12 protein-coding genes and 1 tRNA gene are annotated in these 13615 nt (G+C 46.8%); 6 read left to right on the top strand and 7 right to left on the bottom strand.

What is annotated here, in order from left to right; genetic code table 11:
* Positions 1-71: 71 nt before the first annotated feature.
* The 5 genes from BBG47_RS15295 to BBG47_RS15275 all read right to left on the bottom strand — a co-directional run bounded on the left by BBG47_RS15295 (position 72) and on the right by BBG47_RS15275 (position 5866).
* On the bottom strand, positions 72-1049 hold the full coding sequence (locus tag BBG47_RS15295; RefSeq protein WP_083189329.1) for a helix-turn-helix transcriptional regulator: 978 nt from the start codon (positions 1047-1049) through the stop codon (positions 72-74).
* 199 nt (positions 1050-1248) lie between these two features.
* Positions 1249-1893 carry an SGNH/GDSL hydrolase family protein gene (locus tag BBG47_RS15290; protein WP_028531682.1) on the bottom strand — a complete coding sequence of 215 codons (645 nt, stop codon included), beginning with the start codon at positions 1891-1893 and terminating at the stop codon, positions 1249-1251.
* A gap of 133 nt (positions 1894-2026) precedes the next feature.
* The gene (locus BBG47_RS15285) at positions 2027-3943 is read right to left on the bottom strand and encodes a heavy metal translocating P-type ATPase (RefSeq protein ID WP_065292404.1); all 1917 of its coding nucleotides are present in this window, start codon (positions 3941-3943) and stop codon (positions 2027-2029) included.
* Between the two features lie 247 nt (positions 3944-4190).
* The gene (locus BBG47_RS15280) at positions 4191-5549 is read right to left on the bottom strand and encodes a DUF4097 family beta strand repeat-containing protein (protein ID WP_065292403.1); all 1359 of its coding nucleotides are present in this window, start codon (positions 5547-5549) and stop codon (positions 4191-4193) included.
* The gene (locus BBG47_RS15275) at positions 5546-5866 is read right to left on the bottom strand and encodes a PadR family transcriptional regulator (RefSeq protein WP_021256398.1); all 321 of its coding nucleotides are present in this window, start codon (positions 5864-5866) and stop codon (positions 5546-5548) included. Before BBG47_RS15275 ends, BBG47_RS15280 begins: the two co-directional genes overlap by 4 nt.
* 388 nt (positions 5867-6254) lie before the next feature.
* Here BBG47_RS15275 and BBG47_RS15270 point away from each other — a divergent pair, with 388 nt between their 5' ends.
* The 6 genes from BBG47_RS15270 (at position 6255) to BBG47_RS15245 (ending at position 12031) form a co-directional block, all read left to right on the top strand.
* Positions 6255-7589, top strand: coding sequence for an ABC transporter substrate-binding protein (locus BBG47_RS15270; RefSeq protein WP_065292402.1), 1335 nt, complete (start codon positions 6255-6257; stop codon positions 7587-7589).
* A 137-nt stretch (positions 7590-7726) separates the two neighbouring features.
* Positions 7727-8674 (top strand): carbohydrate ABC transporter permease, encoded by a 948-nt coding sequence (locus tag BBG47_RS15265; protein ID WP_021256400.1) that lies wholly within the window; start codon positions 7727-7729, stop codon positions 8672-8674.
* A gap of 9 nt (positions 8675-8683) precedes the next feature.
* Complete coding sequence (locus BBG47_RS15260; RefSeq protein WP_028531680.1) at positions 8684-9514, top strand: carbohydrate ABC transporter permease; 831 nt, start codon at positions 8684-8686, stop codon at positions 9512-9514.
* Between the two features lie 64 nt (positions 9515-9578).
* Positions 9579-10757 (top strand): YncE family protein, encoded by a 1179-nt coding sequence (locus tag BBG47_RS15255; RefSeq protein ID WP_065292401.1) that lies wholly within the window; start codon positions 9579-9581, stop codon positions 10755-10757.
* A gap of 95 nt (positions 10758-10852) precedes the next feature.
* Positions 10853-11071 (top strand): hypothetical protein, encoded by a 219-nt coding sequence (locus BBG47_RS15250; protein WP_021256403.1) that lies wholly within the window; start codon positions 10853-10855, stop codon positions 11069-11071.
* Between the two features lie 90 nt (positions 11072-11161).
* Positions 11162-12031, top strand: coding sequence for a polysaccharide deacetylase family protein (locus BBG47_RS15245; RefSeq protein ID WP_065292400.1), 870 nt, complete (start codon positions 11162-11164; stop codon positions 12029-12031).
* A gap of 199 nt (positions 12032-12230) precedes the next feature.
* Here BBG47_RS15245 and BBG47_RS15240 read toward each other — a convergent pair whose 3' ends face one another.
* Complete coding sequence (locus BBG47_RS15240; RefSeq protein WP_065292399.1) at positions 12231-13013, bottom strand: BclA C-terminal domain-containing protein; 783 nt, start codon at positions 13011-13013, stop codon at positions 12231-12233.
* A 441-nt stretch (positions 13014-13454) separates the two neighbouring features.
* Positions 13455-13540: transfer RNA gene (locus BBG47_RS15235), tRNA-Leu, on the bottom strand.
* Positions 13541-13615: the final 75 nt, after the last annotated feature.

The raw sequence follows: 13615 nt of genomic DNA, 5'->3' as shown, positions 1-13615 counted from the left end.
TGCGAAATATACAACCGGCAACAAGAACTTGTCGCCGGTTCCTGTATATGAATCATAAGTATTCGTTATATTTAGCGGCTCTTCTTGCGATAATGAGAAGGAGGGATTCCCGTCCACCGTTTGAACATCCTGGAGAAATGCGTTAAGTCCCGAAATCCGACTGCCCGACATACCTCTGCTACTGTAGTATCTCTAGTCATCAGCATCTCGCTTGCCTGTCGCATGCGGAAATCATTCAAATATTCATTAAATGACTTGCCTGTGTAGGATTTAAATACATCACAGAAATAGGTCTTGGATAGTGATGCAAGCCGGCAAATCTGCTCCAGACGAATATCCTCATGAAAATGCTTATGCACATAATCAAGAGAGACTTGAACAGCCTCTCGGTGTTTATTTATACGATCTTCCTCCTTCTTTACCTGCACGACTGTTCTCGTGCATTGGTCTTCACTTCCCCGGCTCAGCAGAACAAGAAGCTTCAGCAAATTCGCCTTTAAAACAAGCCCGTAATGTGGTGTCTTCATCCGGAATTCCCTCTGCATCTCCTCCAGAATCGTCCTCACATGTCGTTCTTCTTCACCAGAAAGGGACATTACCGTTGGCTTCCTTCCCCCTTCACTTAACACAGGATGCAAGTATTGATAATCCATGAAATTACTCTGGAGCTCAGGCTGGGTAAAGCGCTCATTGATATAATAAGGTAAGAACTCGCAGCCAATGACTTCCGTCTGTCGTCCTGGAATCCATTCCACACCGTGTATCGCAAACGGAGGTACGATGCATACACTTCCTGCGAGCATTTTGTGACGTCTCCCGAGATAAGAATGCATGAATCCTCCCTTCACGACATACCAAATTTGAAAGTAATCATGGGTATGCTCATGCAAATTGCCGTGTGTCTGGTCGATCCGATACAATTTGCAAGGGAGTGCCTCTGGAAATTCGAACTGCGAGTGAAAAAATACGACACCCTTCGATGAGAACTCCTCAATGCTTCTGCCAATCCACATGTTTTTCATTGCAGGCTGACTACCTATTACAGACATCAATTCCCCTCCTATTCGCTAGAAATATCGAATTTGGAAAGCTCTTAATGTAAGCGTTTGCAAGAGCGGTGGTTTATCCCTCTTCTACAAGCATGTTTAACAATGTGGAAGTTTATAGACTGTCTATGAAGGAAAATGCGACAGGAAGGCCCGGTGATCTTGCCTGAAGAATCATGTAGGCTTCCTGTTGCCATGAGGATTACTCCGCAAAACATGCCTGATACAGAGCTTTGGCTAGAGCCATATGTCCAACCGCGCTCGGATGAACGCGATCCCATGCCAGTGTAGCCGGATAGAAATGCTCCAGCAGCTTATCCATGACCTGCTGTGTATCTACAAATAATGTACCATGCTCATTCGCGATCTCCTTAACAATTCGACCGTATTCATTCATCGTTCGGCGCATCGCATCTTCTTGGTTCGGTTCAATATAATAGGGTGTCATTAACGCAATCCAGCGTACATTCGGCTTGGATCGTTCAACGAGACGATTCAAGGTGTCATAATATTGATCCGAACCTACATGCTGCTCCGACACGAAGGGCATATCGTATTGACGCCAGACATCATTAATTCCAATACAAATAACAAGTCCGTCCGGCTCCAATTGTTCGACATCTGTCTCCCATCTACGCTCTAAATCAACCACTGTATTCCCACTAATGCCCATATTCACGATGCGAATTCCCATCTCAGGATGCTCCGTCTGAACTAGTGCATCGAACATGGATACGTATCCTTTGCCATTGGCTCCGAATAATCCTTCCCCATACGGTCTAGCCCGCTCACAATCCGTTATGGAATCTCCAATGATAACGATCTTATCCCCATGCTGCAGCATAATACAATGACCTCCCTACACATTATGGAAACAACATCCAAAACATAACCTCACTTAGGAGTTTTTTTCCACATACCTAATTCAATAGGGAGATCATCAATTCCTGCCCACTTGGGCAAACATTCAAATTTTTATGTTAGGATCGCAGTAGTCGAAGCCCATTCAGGATGACAAGAATCGTACTCCCCTCGTGTCCGACGACTCCAAGCGGGAGAGGAATCCCGAGTATGAAGTTAGTTGCAATTAACCCCGTAATGACCGCTACAGCGAATATGATGTTCTGCTTTACAATCGACTGTGTTCTTCTCCCTAGCACGATCGCATGCGCGATGTTGGCCAGATCATCGTTCATCAAGACAACGTCGGCGGTCTCCAAAGCTGCGTCACTGCCTGCCGCCCCCATAGCAATCCCGACAGTTGCACTGGCCAGTGCAGGCGCATCATTGACGCCATCGCCTACCATCGCCACCTGTCCATATTGCTCCTTAAGCTTCTTAATAATGTTGAGCTTATCTTCAGGCAGCAGTTCGGAGAACACCAAGTCAATTCCTGCTTGGGAAGCAATAGAACTTGCCGTCTGTCTCTGATCGCCTGTCAGCATGGCCACCTCTATGCCCTGCAGCTTCAGTTGCTTCACCATTTCAATCGCCTCTGGGCGAATGCGATCCTGCAGCGCGATCACACCGACAACACGCTCGGATCTCTCCACCACAATCACCGTCTTGCCTTTGCATTGCAAAGATTCGATCTGAGCGCGAATCATCTCATCCATCCCTTGCTCAGAGCAAATATATGACGGCTTGCCGATTCTCCATTGCTTCCCTTCCCATTCAGCTTCAATGCCCTGCCCGGCATGTGCTTGGAATTGAGTAGGGCGCAGCAAACGCTCAGTGGCTTCTATATGCTCTTGGTTACGCTCTGCTTCAGCAACAATTGCCTTAGCGATCGGATGTGTGGACAGCTTCTCCAACGCTCCGGCAGCAGATAGAAGCTCCCGTTTATCCATTGATTCATACGGAATGACATCCGTAACCTCCAGCTTGCCGGAGGTGAGCGTTCCAGTCTTGTCAAAGGCAATTGCCTTTACGTGCGAGATAAGATCCAAATATGCGCCTCCCTTGAACAAAACGCCTTTTCGTGCGCTGTTCGAAATAGCAGACAGTGTTGCTGGCATGATAGAGGCAACCAATGCGCATGGTGAGGCCACAACGAGAAATACCATTGCCCGATAAAAGGCATCCGACCATGATTCTTGCAGCAGCAGTGGGGCAAGAACTGCAAGCGCCAAAGTTGCAGCAATAATCACTCTTGCGTATATATGTTCAAATTTCTCAATCATCCGCTGCGACTTGGGCATCTCACTCTGAGCTTCTTGAACGAGGCGAATGATCTTCGCAAAGAGAGACGAGTCACTTGATCTCGATACAGTAACATACAAAGCCCCTTGCCCATTCACCGTTCCTGCGTATACGTCATCCCCCATGGCCTTATCTACAGGAATGCTCTCTCCTGTAATCGAGGATTGGTTGACAGAGGATTGGCCATCCTGAACCGTTCCATCTGCTGGTATACGCTCACCTGGCTTTACAAGCACAAGATCCCCTATTATCAACTGCTCTACAGGCAGTAACAATTCAATCCCATTTCGAATGACGAGCGCTTGCTCCGGCTTCAAATCCATCAGCGCAGAGATATCCCGTGAGCTGCGGTTCATCGTAAAGGTTTCAAGTGCGCCACTCAATGCAAAAATGAAAATGAGCACTGCGCCTTCAGACCAGTATCCAATCGAAGCAGCGCCAAGTGCGGCAGCAATCATGAGTAGGTTAACATCCAAATCCCTGTCGCGAAGCAGCGTAACAATGCCTTCCTTCAGCTTAAGCCATCCTCCACACACGTAAGACAGTACATAGCACGCTACCGCCCATTGTTCAGCAAGCTGATTGCTGAACATGGCTAGCAGCAGAAACAGCAGGCTTCCAGCTGCTGCGCAGGATTCTTTATGTTCGCCAAGCCATTGCTTCCATGATGTTGTCATCGAAATTGTATTGTTCATTTCATTTCATCCTCTCTTCAAATGAAAATGACTATCGTTGTTAATCCCCTAAAAATGCATCATGCTGCTTCCGTGTTGGAAGCAGCATGTGTATTGAGAATGAGATTAATTTTCACTATGGTCATTTTTTTTGAATTGAGGCAACATTACTGTATTTATTATAATCAACAGTTCAAGAAATGTGAATAGAAATGTGAATATTTGCAAGCAGAAAAATAAACATTGAAATGAGGCGCACCTATATCTGTCAGGCTCTTGTCTCCCGAAGCTCGATATCGCCACTTACTGATGCAATCCGAACTACAGGTCCATCCACTCCAATACTTCCGCGGTAGTAATCCCTACGTTCCGTCTCTGTCCGTACTTGCGGAAGCTTCACGGACAAGTCTCCGTGATCTGCCATTGCCTCAATCTGAACATTCGCCGCCCACGATGAAATTCGAACGTCGATATCCCCGGATTTACTTTCAATCACCGAAGGGCCAATATCACGACCAAATGTGCACTCCACGTCCCCGCTACTCGACTTCAACAAGAGTGCTCCGTTCAATTCGTCGATTTCAACTTCTCCAGAGTGGCTAACGATATCCATATTAGCTCGAATTCGCTCTGCTTCAATATCTCCTGAAGAAGAGGACAAGTACCAATTAAGTCCGACACCGTCGCTGAGACTAAGATCACCTGACGTGACTTCTGCACGCAGCTCTTCAGCATGAAGCTGCTCAATATCTACATCTCCGGATGATGTCCTAACTGCCATTGTATGCGTGTTAATGCGGCTGACGTCCACGTCACCTGAAGATGCCTCCATACTTATCCGTTCGGCCGAGCTATATTCAATACGGATATCTCCGGATTTGCTTGTTATTCGTACATCTTGAAATGCCCCTTGCCGAATCACTCCATCTCCTGATGACAATTCCATTTGTAATTGGTCTGCACGAACATGCTGGATGTCAATATCTCCTGATTCAGATACCACTTGAATCTCTCCCTGGTAGCTGCTAGGCACACGGATATACAACTTATGATCGCCATACCGTAAATTGATAAAGGAGAAAAAGCGCTTCGCATTGTATCTCATTCGAGCCGATATTGTATACGTATCTCCGTCTATATAATCACGAATATCGAACTTCTCTGGCTCATCCGATTCGATGCGATAGCCGATCCGGTCTCCTTCATACGATTCAATGGCGACATCCACCTCACTAGTATGTATGCGGAGTGTGTGAATACACAAATTCGATTGACTGCGATCTTCTTGACTAAAGGAAGAAGCAGAGAATGTGTGAGACGATTCCTCAGCATGCGCTTCTTCACTTACTGAATATCCATCACTGCGTTCTCCTTCACCATTAGAGCGTGTATCCCCCTCAGTCTGTCCCTCTAGTGAAGCCTGCTGACGATGCTGTTCAAGAATTTCGCTTGCAATGGTCTGTACACTGCCCAGTGCATTTAGAATATCCTCTTCGGTCTTGCCAGTCTGCATCGCATCTTGGAAGTGAGCCTCAAAGTCCGTCATGATCTCCGCACGCTCCGCCGAAGGAATCTCCCCCAGCTCCCGTTCCAATCTTACGAGAAATTCTAACTTCTGCATGCTCATTTTGACATTACCTCCTTAATCATCTCATCTACACCTTTGGAGAATAGACTCCATTCCTTCAGCATTTCATGCATGTAGGTCTTGCCTGTATCCGTCAGCTTGTAATACTTGCGCGGAGGCCCCTCCGGAGACTCCTTCAGATAAGTTGAAAAATACCCTTCCTGTGTCAATCTGCGAAGCAGTGGATACATCGTTCCCTCTGCGACCTGGAACTTCTCTGAGATGCGATGAACAAGCTCATACCCGTATCGATCTTGTTCATAGGTAAGTACAAGTACACACAGCTCCAGAACTCCCTTTTTAAATTGAACATTCACGACATCTCCACCACCTTCCCTTGTCATTGGTAATTTCCTACATTGTATCACTCACTACTGTGTATTGCAAGATACCTTTTCATACACAATCTACTAATAATTAAAGCGATTTAGCTTTAATAGAAATTTACGAAATCATGAGTTTCTATAGTAATGATTGAAAACGCATTCACATAAGATGAGATAAGCTTTTTCCACAAGGTTCCCATAAACAAGCAATGAAATTATTTACAATTCCTTATCTTCTGCTTAACGCTATGTTTAATATTGGCATTTACAATGAGGCATGTGCACAGATTCGACGAATTTCGCTAAAGATTGATTGGTTAGCTAACAAGATGTATCACTACGGGAACCTGTTATTTTAATTCTACTAAGGAGTGTAATTATGAAAGCAAAACGCTGGTTTACCCTGCTTACTGTCATCTCTCTACTATTTATATCCGTAATTGGTTGTTCGAGCGGTTCATCTTCTGGAGAAGGCCCAGGCAGTGAATCAGGTGCAAGCGCGCCTGCTGTGAAGGAGGAAGATAAGACACCTGTTAAAATTCAATATTGGCACTCCCATGCAGAAGCTCAGACTGAGGGCTTGAACTATATGATCGGGGAGTTCCAGAAGAAATATCCTTACATTACTGTCGAGCCTGTATACCAGGGCGGCTATGAAGACCTACATAAGAAGCTGCTTGCGGCTGTAGCTGCCGGCGATGTTCCAGCGGTAACGAACGTTGAAGTATCTTCCTTGCCTATCTTCTCTCGTGATGGTATTTTCGAAGATTTGACACCTTATGTAGAGCGCGACAAGGTTGATACTTCCGACTTCTCGGAAGGCATGCTGAAGGCATATGCGTATGAAGGCCGTCAATTTGGATTCCCGCTAATCGTAAGTACGAGTGTTATGGTCTACAACAAAACATTGCTTGATAAGCTCGGCGTTCAGCCTCCGCAAACTTGGGCAGAAATCGAAGACTACAATAAGAAAGTTACAGAGAAGAAAGACGGAAAAACAGTTCGCTATGCATTTTCCGTTCCAGGCTGGGATAACTGGTACTACGATCCTTGGATGATTAACGGCGGCGGTTCTGTTCTGAACGAAGACATGACAAAAGCAGCAATCGATACACCTGAAAGCCTGCGCTACATCGAGAACTTCAAGCGTTGGATTGATGAAGGCAACATGCACATCGGTTACGGCAAAGGCGCTTCTGGTACAATGCGTCAAATGTTCCTGGAAGGCAAAATTGGCATGGTTGAGCACACTTCCGCAATGATCAAAACATACGTGGAAAATGCGAAGTTCGAAGTTGGCGTTTCCTTCTTGCCGGGTGACAAAACACGCATCTCCAACATCGGCGGTGCTGGCATCGTCATGATGAAAGGTGCTAAGGACAATCAAAAAGAAGCAGCTTGGAAGTTCATTCAATTCATGACAGGCAAAGAGAACAATTTGAAGTGGGCGGAAAAAGTAGGCTACCTCCCTACTCACAAGTCGGCCATCGATACAGAAGAAGGCAAAGCGTACATGCAGCGTTGGCCACAATACAAAGCCGTACTTGACAACTTCGACCAAGTGCAAGCGCGCATGCAGCATCCATTGTACCCTGAGTTCAGCAACCTCTACATCGAAGCAATGGGCAAGATGGTTCTTGAAAAAGGCGACCCAGTGAAATTGATGAAGGAAGCAGCTGTGGAAATTAACAAAGTACTCGAAGATAGCAACTAGATAGCAACTAACATATTGCGTGTGTACATCTGTGGTCAAGCAAGGTCGTCTCCCCTATATACCACACGGGAACAGGGCATGCGGCTTTGACTTGACCTTTCTTTATCATTGTTCTAAAGGAGAGGGCGATTAAACAGATGAATGGTAATTCCGGAATTTCGAATGATACGCCGGCAGAAGCTGTGAAGTACAAGCGGCCTTGGTCTTGGTACCGCTTCTCCGAGAAGTTGAAGGATTTCAGCTTCGCGCTGCCGGCACTGTTGTTCCTGCTTATTTTTACGTATGTTCCACTGGTATTCTCGATCTTCATTAGTACAACGAACTGGAATATGTCGCGGCCAGTGATGAAATTTATCGGGGCGGATAACTATACGAAGCTGTTATCCAGTGAAGACTTCTGGAAGGTACTTACGATTACGTTCAAGTACACGATTTTCGACGTGTTCTTTACGATTGTTATTGGGCTTCTACTCGCACTTTTGTTCAACTCTAAATCCAAGTTTTATAATTTCTTGCGTTCGATCATCTTCATGCCCTACTACATCTCTATGGTCGTCGCAGCCATGATCTTCTTGTGGATATTTAACGGTGAATACGGCCTTGCCAACTACCTATTGGACTTGGCAGGATTCGATAAGATCAACTGGATGACGAATCCGAACACGGCGCTCGGCGCTCTTATTACAGTATCCCTATGGAAAGGCGTCGGCTTCGCAATGCTGCTGTTCATTGCCGGCTTACGCAGCATCCCAGTTGAATACTATGAGGCTTCTAGCATCGATGGCGCTTCTCGCTGGAACCAATTCTGCAATATTACGATCCCATTGCTGTCTCCAATGACGTTGTTCCTTGTTATCACGAACTTCATCGGATCGATGCAAGTATTCCAGTCGATCAATATTATGACGAACGGCGGACCGCTGAATGCAACGAAGGCGATGGTGTTCTGGATCTATCAGATGGCCTTCTCCGAGTTCCGGACAGGCCGCGCATCTGCACTGGTCGTTATTTTCTTCATCATTATTATCGCCTTAACCGTAATCCAGCTGTGGATATCGAAAAAAAGAGTTCATTACGAAGGGTAGGCTTAGCGGATGTCAAAATCCTTATTTTCATCCATCCGGTTGGCAGCAGCCATCCTCATTACATTAGTGATGTTCTTTCCAACCTATTGGCTCGTTGTCACTTCTTTAAAAACACCGTTCGAGCTGCGGCTCGCGATTCCATCCTTCTGGCCAGAATCGTTCCGCTTCCAGAACTATATTGATGCATTCCAGGCGTCGCCGTTCGGCCGTTATTTCTTCAATACCGCCGTGCAGACGCTCGGGATTATGATTCTTCAGATTAATGTTGCCATCTGGGCTGCCTTCGCCTTCGCGAAGGGTAACTTCTGGGGGCGCGATAAATGGTTCGTTCTCGTGCTCGCTGCACTAATCGTTCCGGAACAAGTAACCTTCGTTCCTGTATATGTGATGATGTCCAAGATTGGCTGGCTCAACACCTTCTTGGCATTGATCGTTCCACACGGCGCGTCTGCTTACGGCATCTTCCTGCTTCGTCAAGCATTCAAGTCGCTTAACAATGATGTGCTGGAGGCTGCACGAGTCGATGGTGCTGGCCGGTTCCATCAGCTGTATCGCATTCTCGTTCCGATGGCAATGCCGACGATTGCGACACTGATCGTGCTCACCTTTATCGGCAGCTGGAACTCGTACTTCTGGCCGCTCATTATGACGAACTCGGACAGCATGCGTGTGCTGACGGTTGCGGTTGCGATGATGCGCGATGCAGTAGCAGGCGACGAAGCACTGACCTTCCATTTGCTTAGCGCTGCAAGTGTGATGGTTATTCTGCCGATCGTCATTGTGTTTGCTTTTGCACAGAAGCATATCGTCTCAGCACTCGCGAATTCAACTTTTAAATAATAAGACAACTGCATGCAGCTTCTCTTATAATGCACCATTTCATCTATCTTAAGGAGGCTATGTAATGAAATCTCAATCTACTTCTTCACGTTGCCGAAAAAGTGTTCAAGCAGTGCTGCTCTCTTCTATTCTCTTGTCATCTGCCGTTGCCTGTGCCAATGGTGAGGAAGAGCCGGCAGGCTTGAGTCAAGCTGCTGCACCAGTCACACAAGTATCCAACACAACTCCAAGTGCGGCTGCTGTAGTGGCTGCTGGCAAACTGACGCAACAAGAGGTGAATCCGAAGCTTCGCATTGACAAGAACGAGTTCAAGCCGCTGCTCAACATTGCACAGGATGGACCTATTATTCCTGGTCTGCACGAGCTTGTTATCCCGCAGGGTCTTGCCTACTCCGCGGAACAGGGATGGCTTGTTATGTCAGGCTACCGTGATGTGGGCGTCAGCGTTATCGCGATTATGGATGCCAAAACTGGTCAGCTGCTGAAATCCTTCGAGCTGTATGATGCTGTAGGAGATCCATATACGGGTCACGCCGGTGGCGTTGCCATCACAAATGGTTATGTGTTCGTTGCTTCCGGCAGCAAGGCCAGATATGTATCCATCGATAAGATGAAGCAGACGGAAGATGGCGGACAGCTTATTTTCGACGGACAATTCAAGGTCAATACGAACGCATCCTTCATTGCCTTCGAGGACGGAAAACTATGGGTTGGCGAATTTGCGCACGGCACAAGCTATCCAACAGATACCTCCCATCATATGACCAACCGTGATGGCGACCAATATCGTGCTTGGATTGAGGGATTCTCGGTAAATCCGAATACAGGATTGCCTATGCAACTAAAAAATTCCGGCGACAAGCTTGTACCTGAGCAGCTCCTCTCGATTCCGAATCGAATTCAAGGCGTATCGTTCTGGAATGGCCACTGGGTATTGAGTGATTCCTATGGTCGTAACAGCAATAGCACGATGCTGTTCTTCACCGATCCTCGTGGGCAAGCGCCTCACCAGAAGGTAACGATTAGCAACAAGGAAGTTCCGCTATGGTTCTTGGATAACGCTGAGCTTAAGCTGAAGCTTGACGGACCTCCAATGGCTGAAGAAATAACTGTTGCTGATGATTCCTTATATATCAATTATGAGTCTGCCTCTGAAGGGATTGCGATGACAGGAAGTTATGCAATGGATCGCATGCACATCCTGGATATGAAGCAAGTCGAGCAAATGTGGAAAAACAAATAAGCGCCATCCCGCAGAGCCGTCATGTGACGGCTCTTTCTTTTTGCCTTATAATGAGTAGATAGGAATGTACGCTATGGAATAGGAGTCATATGATGATGAATGAACAGCAATGGCAGGATTTGCAGCATAGAGCTGCAGCACTTATTGAAGCCCATAACAAGGACTGCTCACCTTTGATCAAAGAGATGGTTGAAGAAATTAAGGAACTTCAAGCAGAGAATGAGCGCCTGCGCAAAGCACTGAGTTCCGCAAGGAAACAAAATGGTGGTCACAGCCAGATGTCTACCAAATTAAGGGATGCGCTATACGAATAAAATCCGTGTCGGATGGATAATTTACGACCTTCCTTCGAACCCTATGTACAATACTTAATTTGATGAGCATCGGTTCAGGAGGTTCCGCCAATGATTACACGACCAATTCTGCTCGGATTATGTACCATGCTAAGCATATATGCATCGGGTTGCAGCACGACAAACACGTCCCCTCAGTCCCCTTCCGCCCAAAAATCGCATGAAGGATATTCGATTCAACAACGGCAAACGCGTGTCGCAACGAAGGAAGCTCCTTCCTTCGCCGGCGGCAATGAGAGCGATGTCCGGAGCCCTAAGCCGCTCACCTTATCCGAACTGCGCAGGAAGTACCGCTCCCACTTCATTATGCAGGGCCCGTCTGACCAACGGAGGGTTGCCCTGACATTCGATGATGGTCCCGACAATCATTTTACCCCGCAGGTTCTTGATGTGCTGCGTAACTATGGGGTTAAGGCAACATTCTTCGTTGTCGGCAACCGAGCGGAGAAATATCCAGATATCATGAAGCGCATCCTAGAGGAAGGCCATATCGTCGGCAATCATTCCTATGATCATGCGAATCTGCCGAAGCTCTCTAATGAGGCCTTCCATAATGAGATTCTTCGCACACAGAATATTCTGCGAGCTGCTACGGGACGTACGATCAACTTCATTCGACCGCCATACGGCAATATAAGTGAAGAGCAAATTAAGTGGCTCGCCTCACAACAAATGCTGATCGTGAACTGGAATGTCGATTCCCTAGATTGGAAAGGGCTCACCGCAGAGCAAATCGAAGCCAACATTATGTCTCACCTGACCCCTGGTGCTATCGTGCTCCAGCATGCTGCCGGCGGTAAAAATCATGACTTAAACGGTACCGTCAAGGCGCTCCCTCACATCATTGAGGAACTAAATCGACAAGGCATTGAGATGGTGACGTTAGATAAACTGCTAGGCAAGCCTGCATATCGGGAATAGCCCGTAAAGACGTCTAGCAGCCGGTACAGAAATGCCAGTCGTGTAATTCGTCCTATTACGGATGAGGACAAGAATAGATTTCAGCGGTACAAAGACTTATCACAGGAAAAACGCAAAAAGAGCCGTGAGATCCCGTCCTCAACGGCTCTTTTTGTAGTCAGATTGCATACCGATTACCGCTCCATTTCTAGTTGTATTTCTAGCCTAAGTGAATGATGGTTAGAGCCGCACCAGCAGCATTGTTAATAAGCGTAGCTGTTCCTAGGAGTCCGAACAATTGGAGCGATATTGTTGTGTTCGCAGCCAATGTTAGAATGACGTCATTGTTAAAGGTGGATACCGTAAGAACGGGTGTTATCGTAGAGGCTACATTTGCTACTCCGTTGATAAGCAGTCTAGATCCCAGCAACAAGCCCGCGGTTAAGTGGAGCTGATACGAGATGTAATATCTTCCCGCAGTAGATACGGTAAAAGTATCGTTCGAGCCATTCACGCTTATTCCAGATCCAATGTTCTGGGCGCTTGGGAGCGGAACGAGTGTACCTAACAAGACGACCGCGATCGATGCTCCGGTAGTATTGGCAGCATACGAGGATGTCGCGGTAGTGCTCGTCCCTGTTGCTCCCGTTGCCCCGGTGGCTCCGGTAGATCCAGTAATCCCCGTAGAACCCGTTACACCTGTCGATCCCGTTGCGCCAGTCACCCCAGTCGAACCTATTCCAGTCGATCCGGTTATACCTGTCGTTCCAGTAGCTCCCGTTACACCCGTTGCACCTGTTGAACCCGTAGTTCCCGTTCCCCCTATGGCTCCGGTAGGGCCTGTTCTTCCTGTGGCGCCGCTCTGACCTGTTGATCCGGTTGAACCAGTTGCTCCAGTAGCCCCTGTTTCCCCCATAGGTAACACGGGCACGATGATTCCAGATGCCTTTGCAAGCCATGATGAAAATGGATGACCGTTTAGAAATCGATAATGATTGTCCATAAACAAACTCCTTTTCGAACCGCCATCAGCTTACCATCTCTCAAGAGAGTTACTCTATTAGTTCGTACATATTCCATAGTATTGAAGTCTCTCTCAATATGACTTGGCTTATATCCAAAACAATTAGATTTACACTCTCATTACTTGTAGTATGTCCTTCCCCATCACTTCAGTTAACTTACTATCAACCTTGGCATTTTCAATAGTCCGATCGATCAGCGTTCACCATAACATAAATAAGAGCCGCGAGATTCTATTTTCTCAACGACTCTTATGGTAAACAGATTTATTTCGCTTATATACACATCTAGTAGTTTTGGGCATTTATCATGGCTCTCGTCCATAAACCAAAAAATAATCGCATGTAATGAAACGTCAGCCGAACATGATTAAAAACACTAAAAAACTCCTTGCTGCGCAAGGAGTTGTCATTAGTTAATTTGGTGCGGTAGAGAGGACTCGAACCTCCACGGGCGTACGCCCACTACCCCCTCAAGATAGCGTGTCTGCCATTCCACCACTACCGCACGTATTTTGGGAAGGATGTCTATTGACATCTCAACCGAGGAATAAAACTGGTGAGCCATGAAGGACTCGAACCT

Source organism: Paenibacillus sp. KS1 (genome assembly GCF_001680695.1).
Taxonomy (GTDB): domain Bacteria; phylum Bacillota; class Bacilli; order Paenibacillales; family Paenibacillaceae; genus Paenibacillus_B; species Paenibacillus_B suaedae.
Note: the sequence above shows the minus strand (reverse complement) of the source record. Positions and strands in the feature narration are given on the sequence as shown.

Bases quoted from the DNA above. Each gene is read 5' to 3' on its own strand.
- BBG47_RS15280 (WP_065292403.1), bottom strand. From the start codon at position 5,549: ATGAGCATGCAGAAGTTAGAATTTCTCGTAAGATTGGAACGGGAGCTG.
- BBG47_RS15240 (WP_065292399.1), bottom strand. From the start codon at position 13,013: ATGGACAATCATTATCGATTTCTAAACGGTCATCCATTTTCATCATGG.
- BBG47_RS15255 (WP_065292401.1), top strand. From the start codon at position 9,579: ATGAAATCTCAATCTACTTCTTCACGTTGCCGAAAAAGTGTTCAAGCA.
- BBG47_RS15285 (WP_065292404.1), bottom strand. From the start codon at position 3,943: ATGAACAATACAATTTCGATGACAACATCATGGAAGCAATGGCTTGGC.
- BBG47_RS15245 (WP_065292400.1), top strand. From the start codon at position 11,162: ATGATTACACGACCAATTCTGCTCGGATTATGTACCATGCTAAGCATA.
- BBG47_RS15295 (WP_083189329.1), bottom strand. From the start codon at position 1,049: ATGTCTGTAATAGGTAGTCAGCCTGCAATGAAAAACATGTGGATTGGC.
- BBG47_RS15250 (WP_021256403.1), top strand. From the start codon at position 10,853: ATGAATGAACAGCAATGGCAGGATTTGCAGCATAGAGCTGCAGCACTT.
- BBG47_RS15270 (WP_065292402.1), top strand. From the start codon at position 6,255: ATGAAAGCAAAACGCTGGTTTACCCTGCTTACTGTCATCTCTCTACTA.
- BBG47_RS15260 (WP_028531680.1), top strand. From the start codon at position 8,684: ATGTCAAAATCCTTATTTTCATCCATCCGGTTGGCAGCAGCCATCCTC.
- BBG47_RS15265 (WP_021256400.1), top strand. From the start codon at position 7,727: ATGAATGGTAATTCCGGAATTTCGAATGATACGCCGGCAGAAGCTGTG.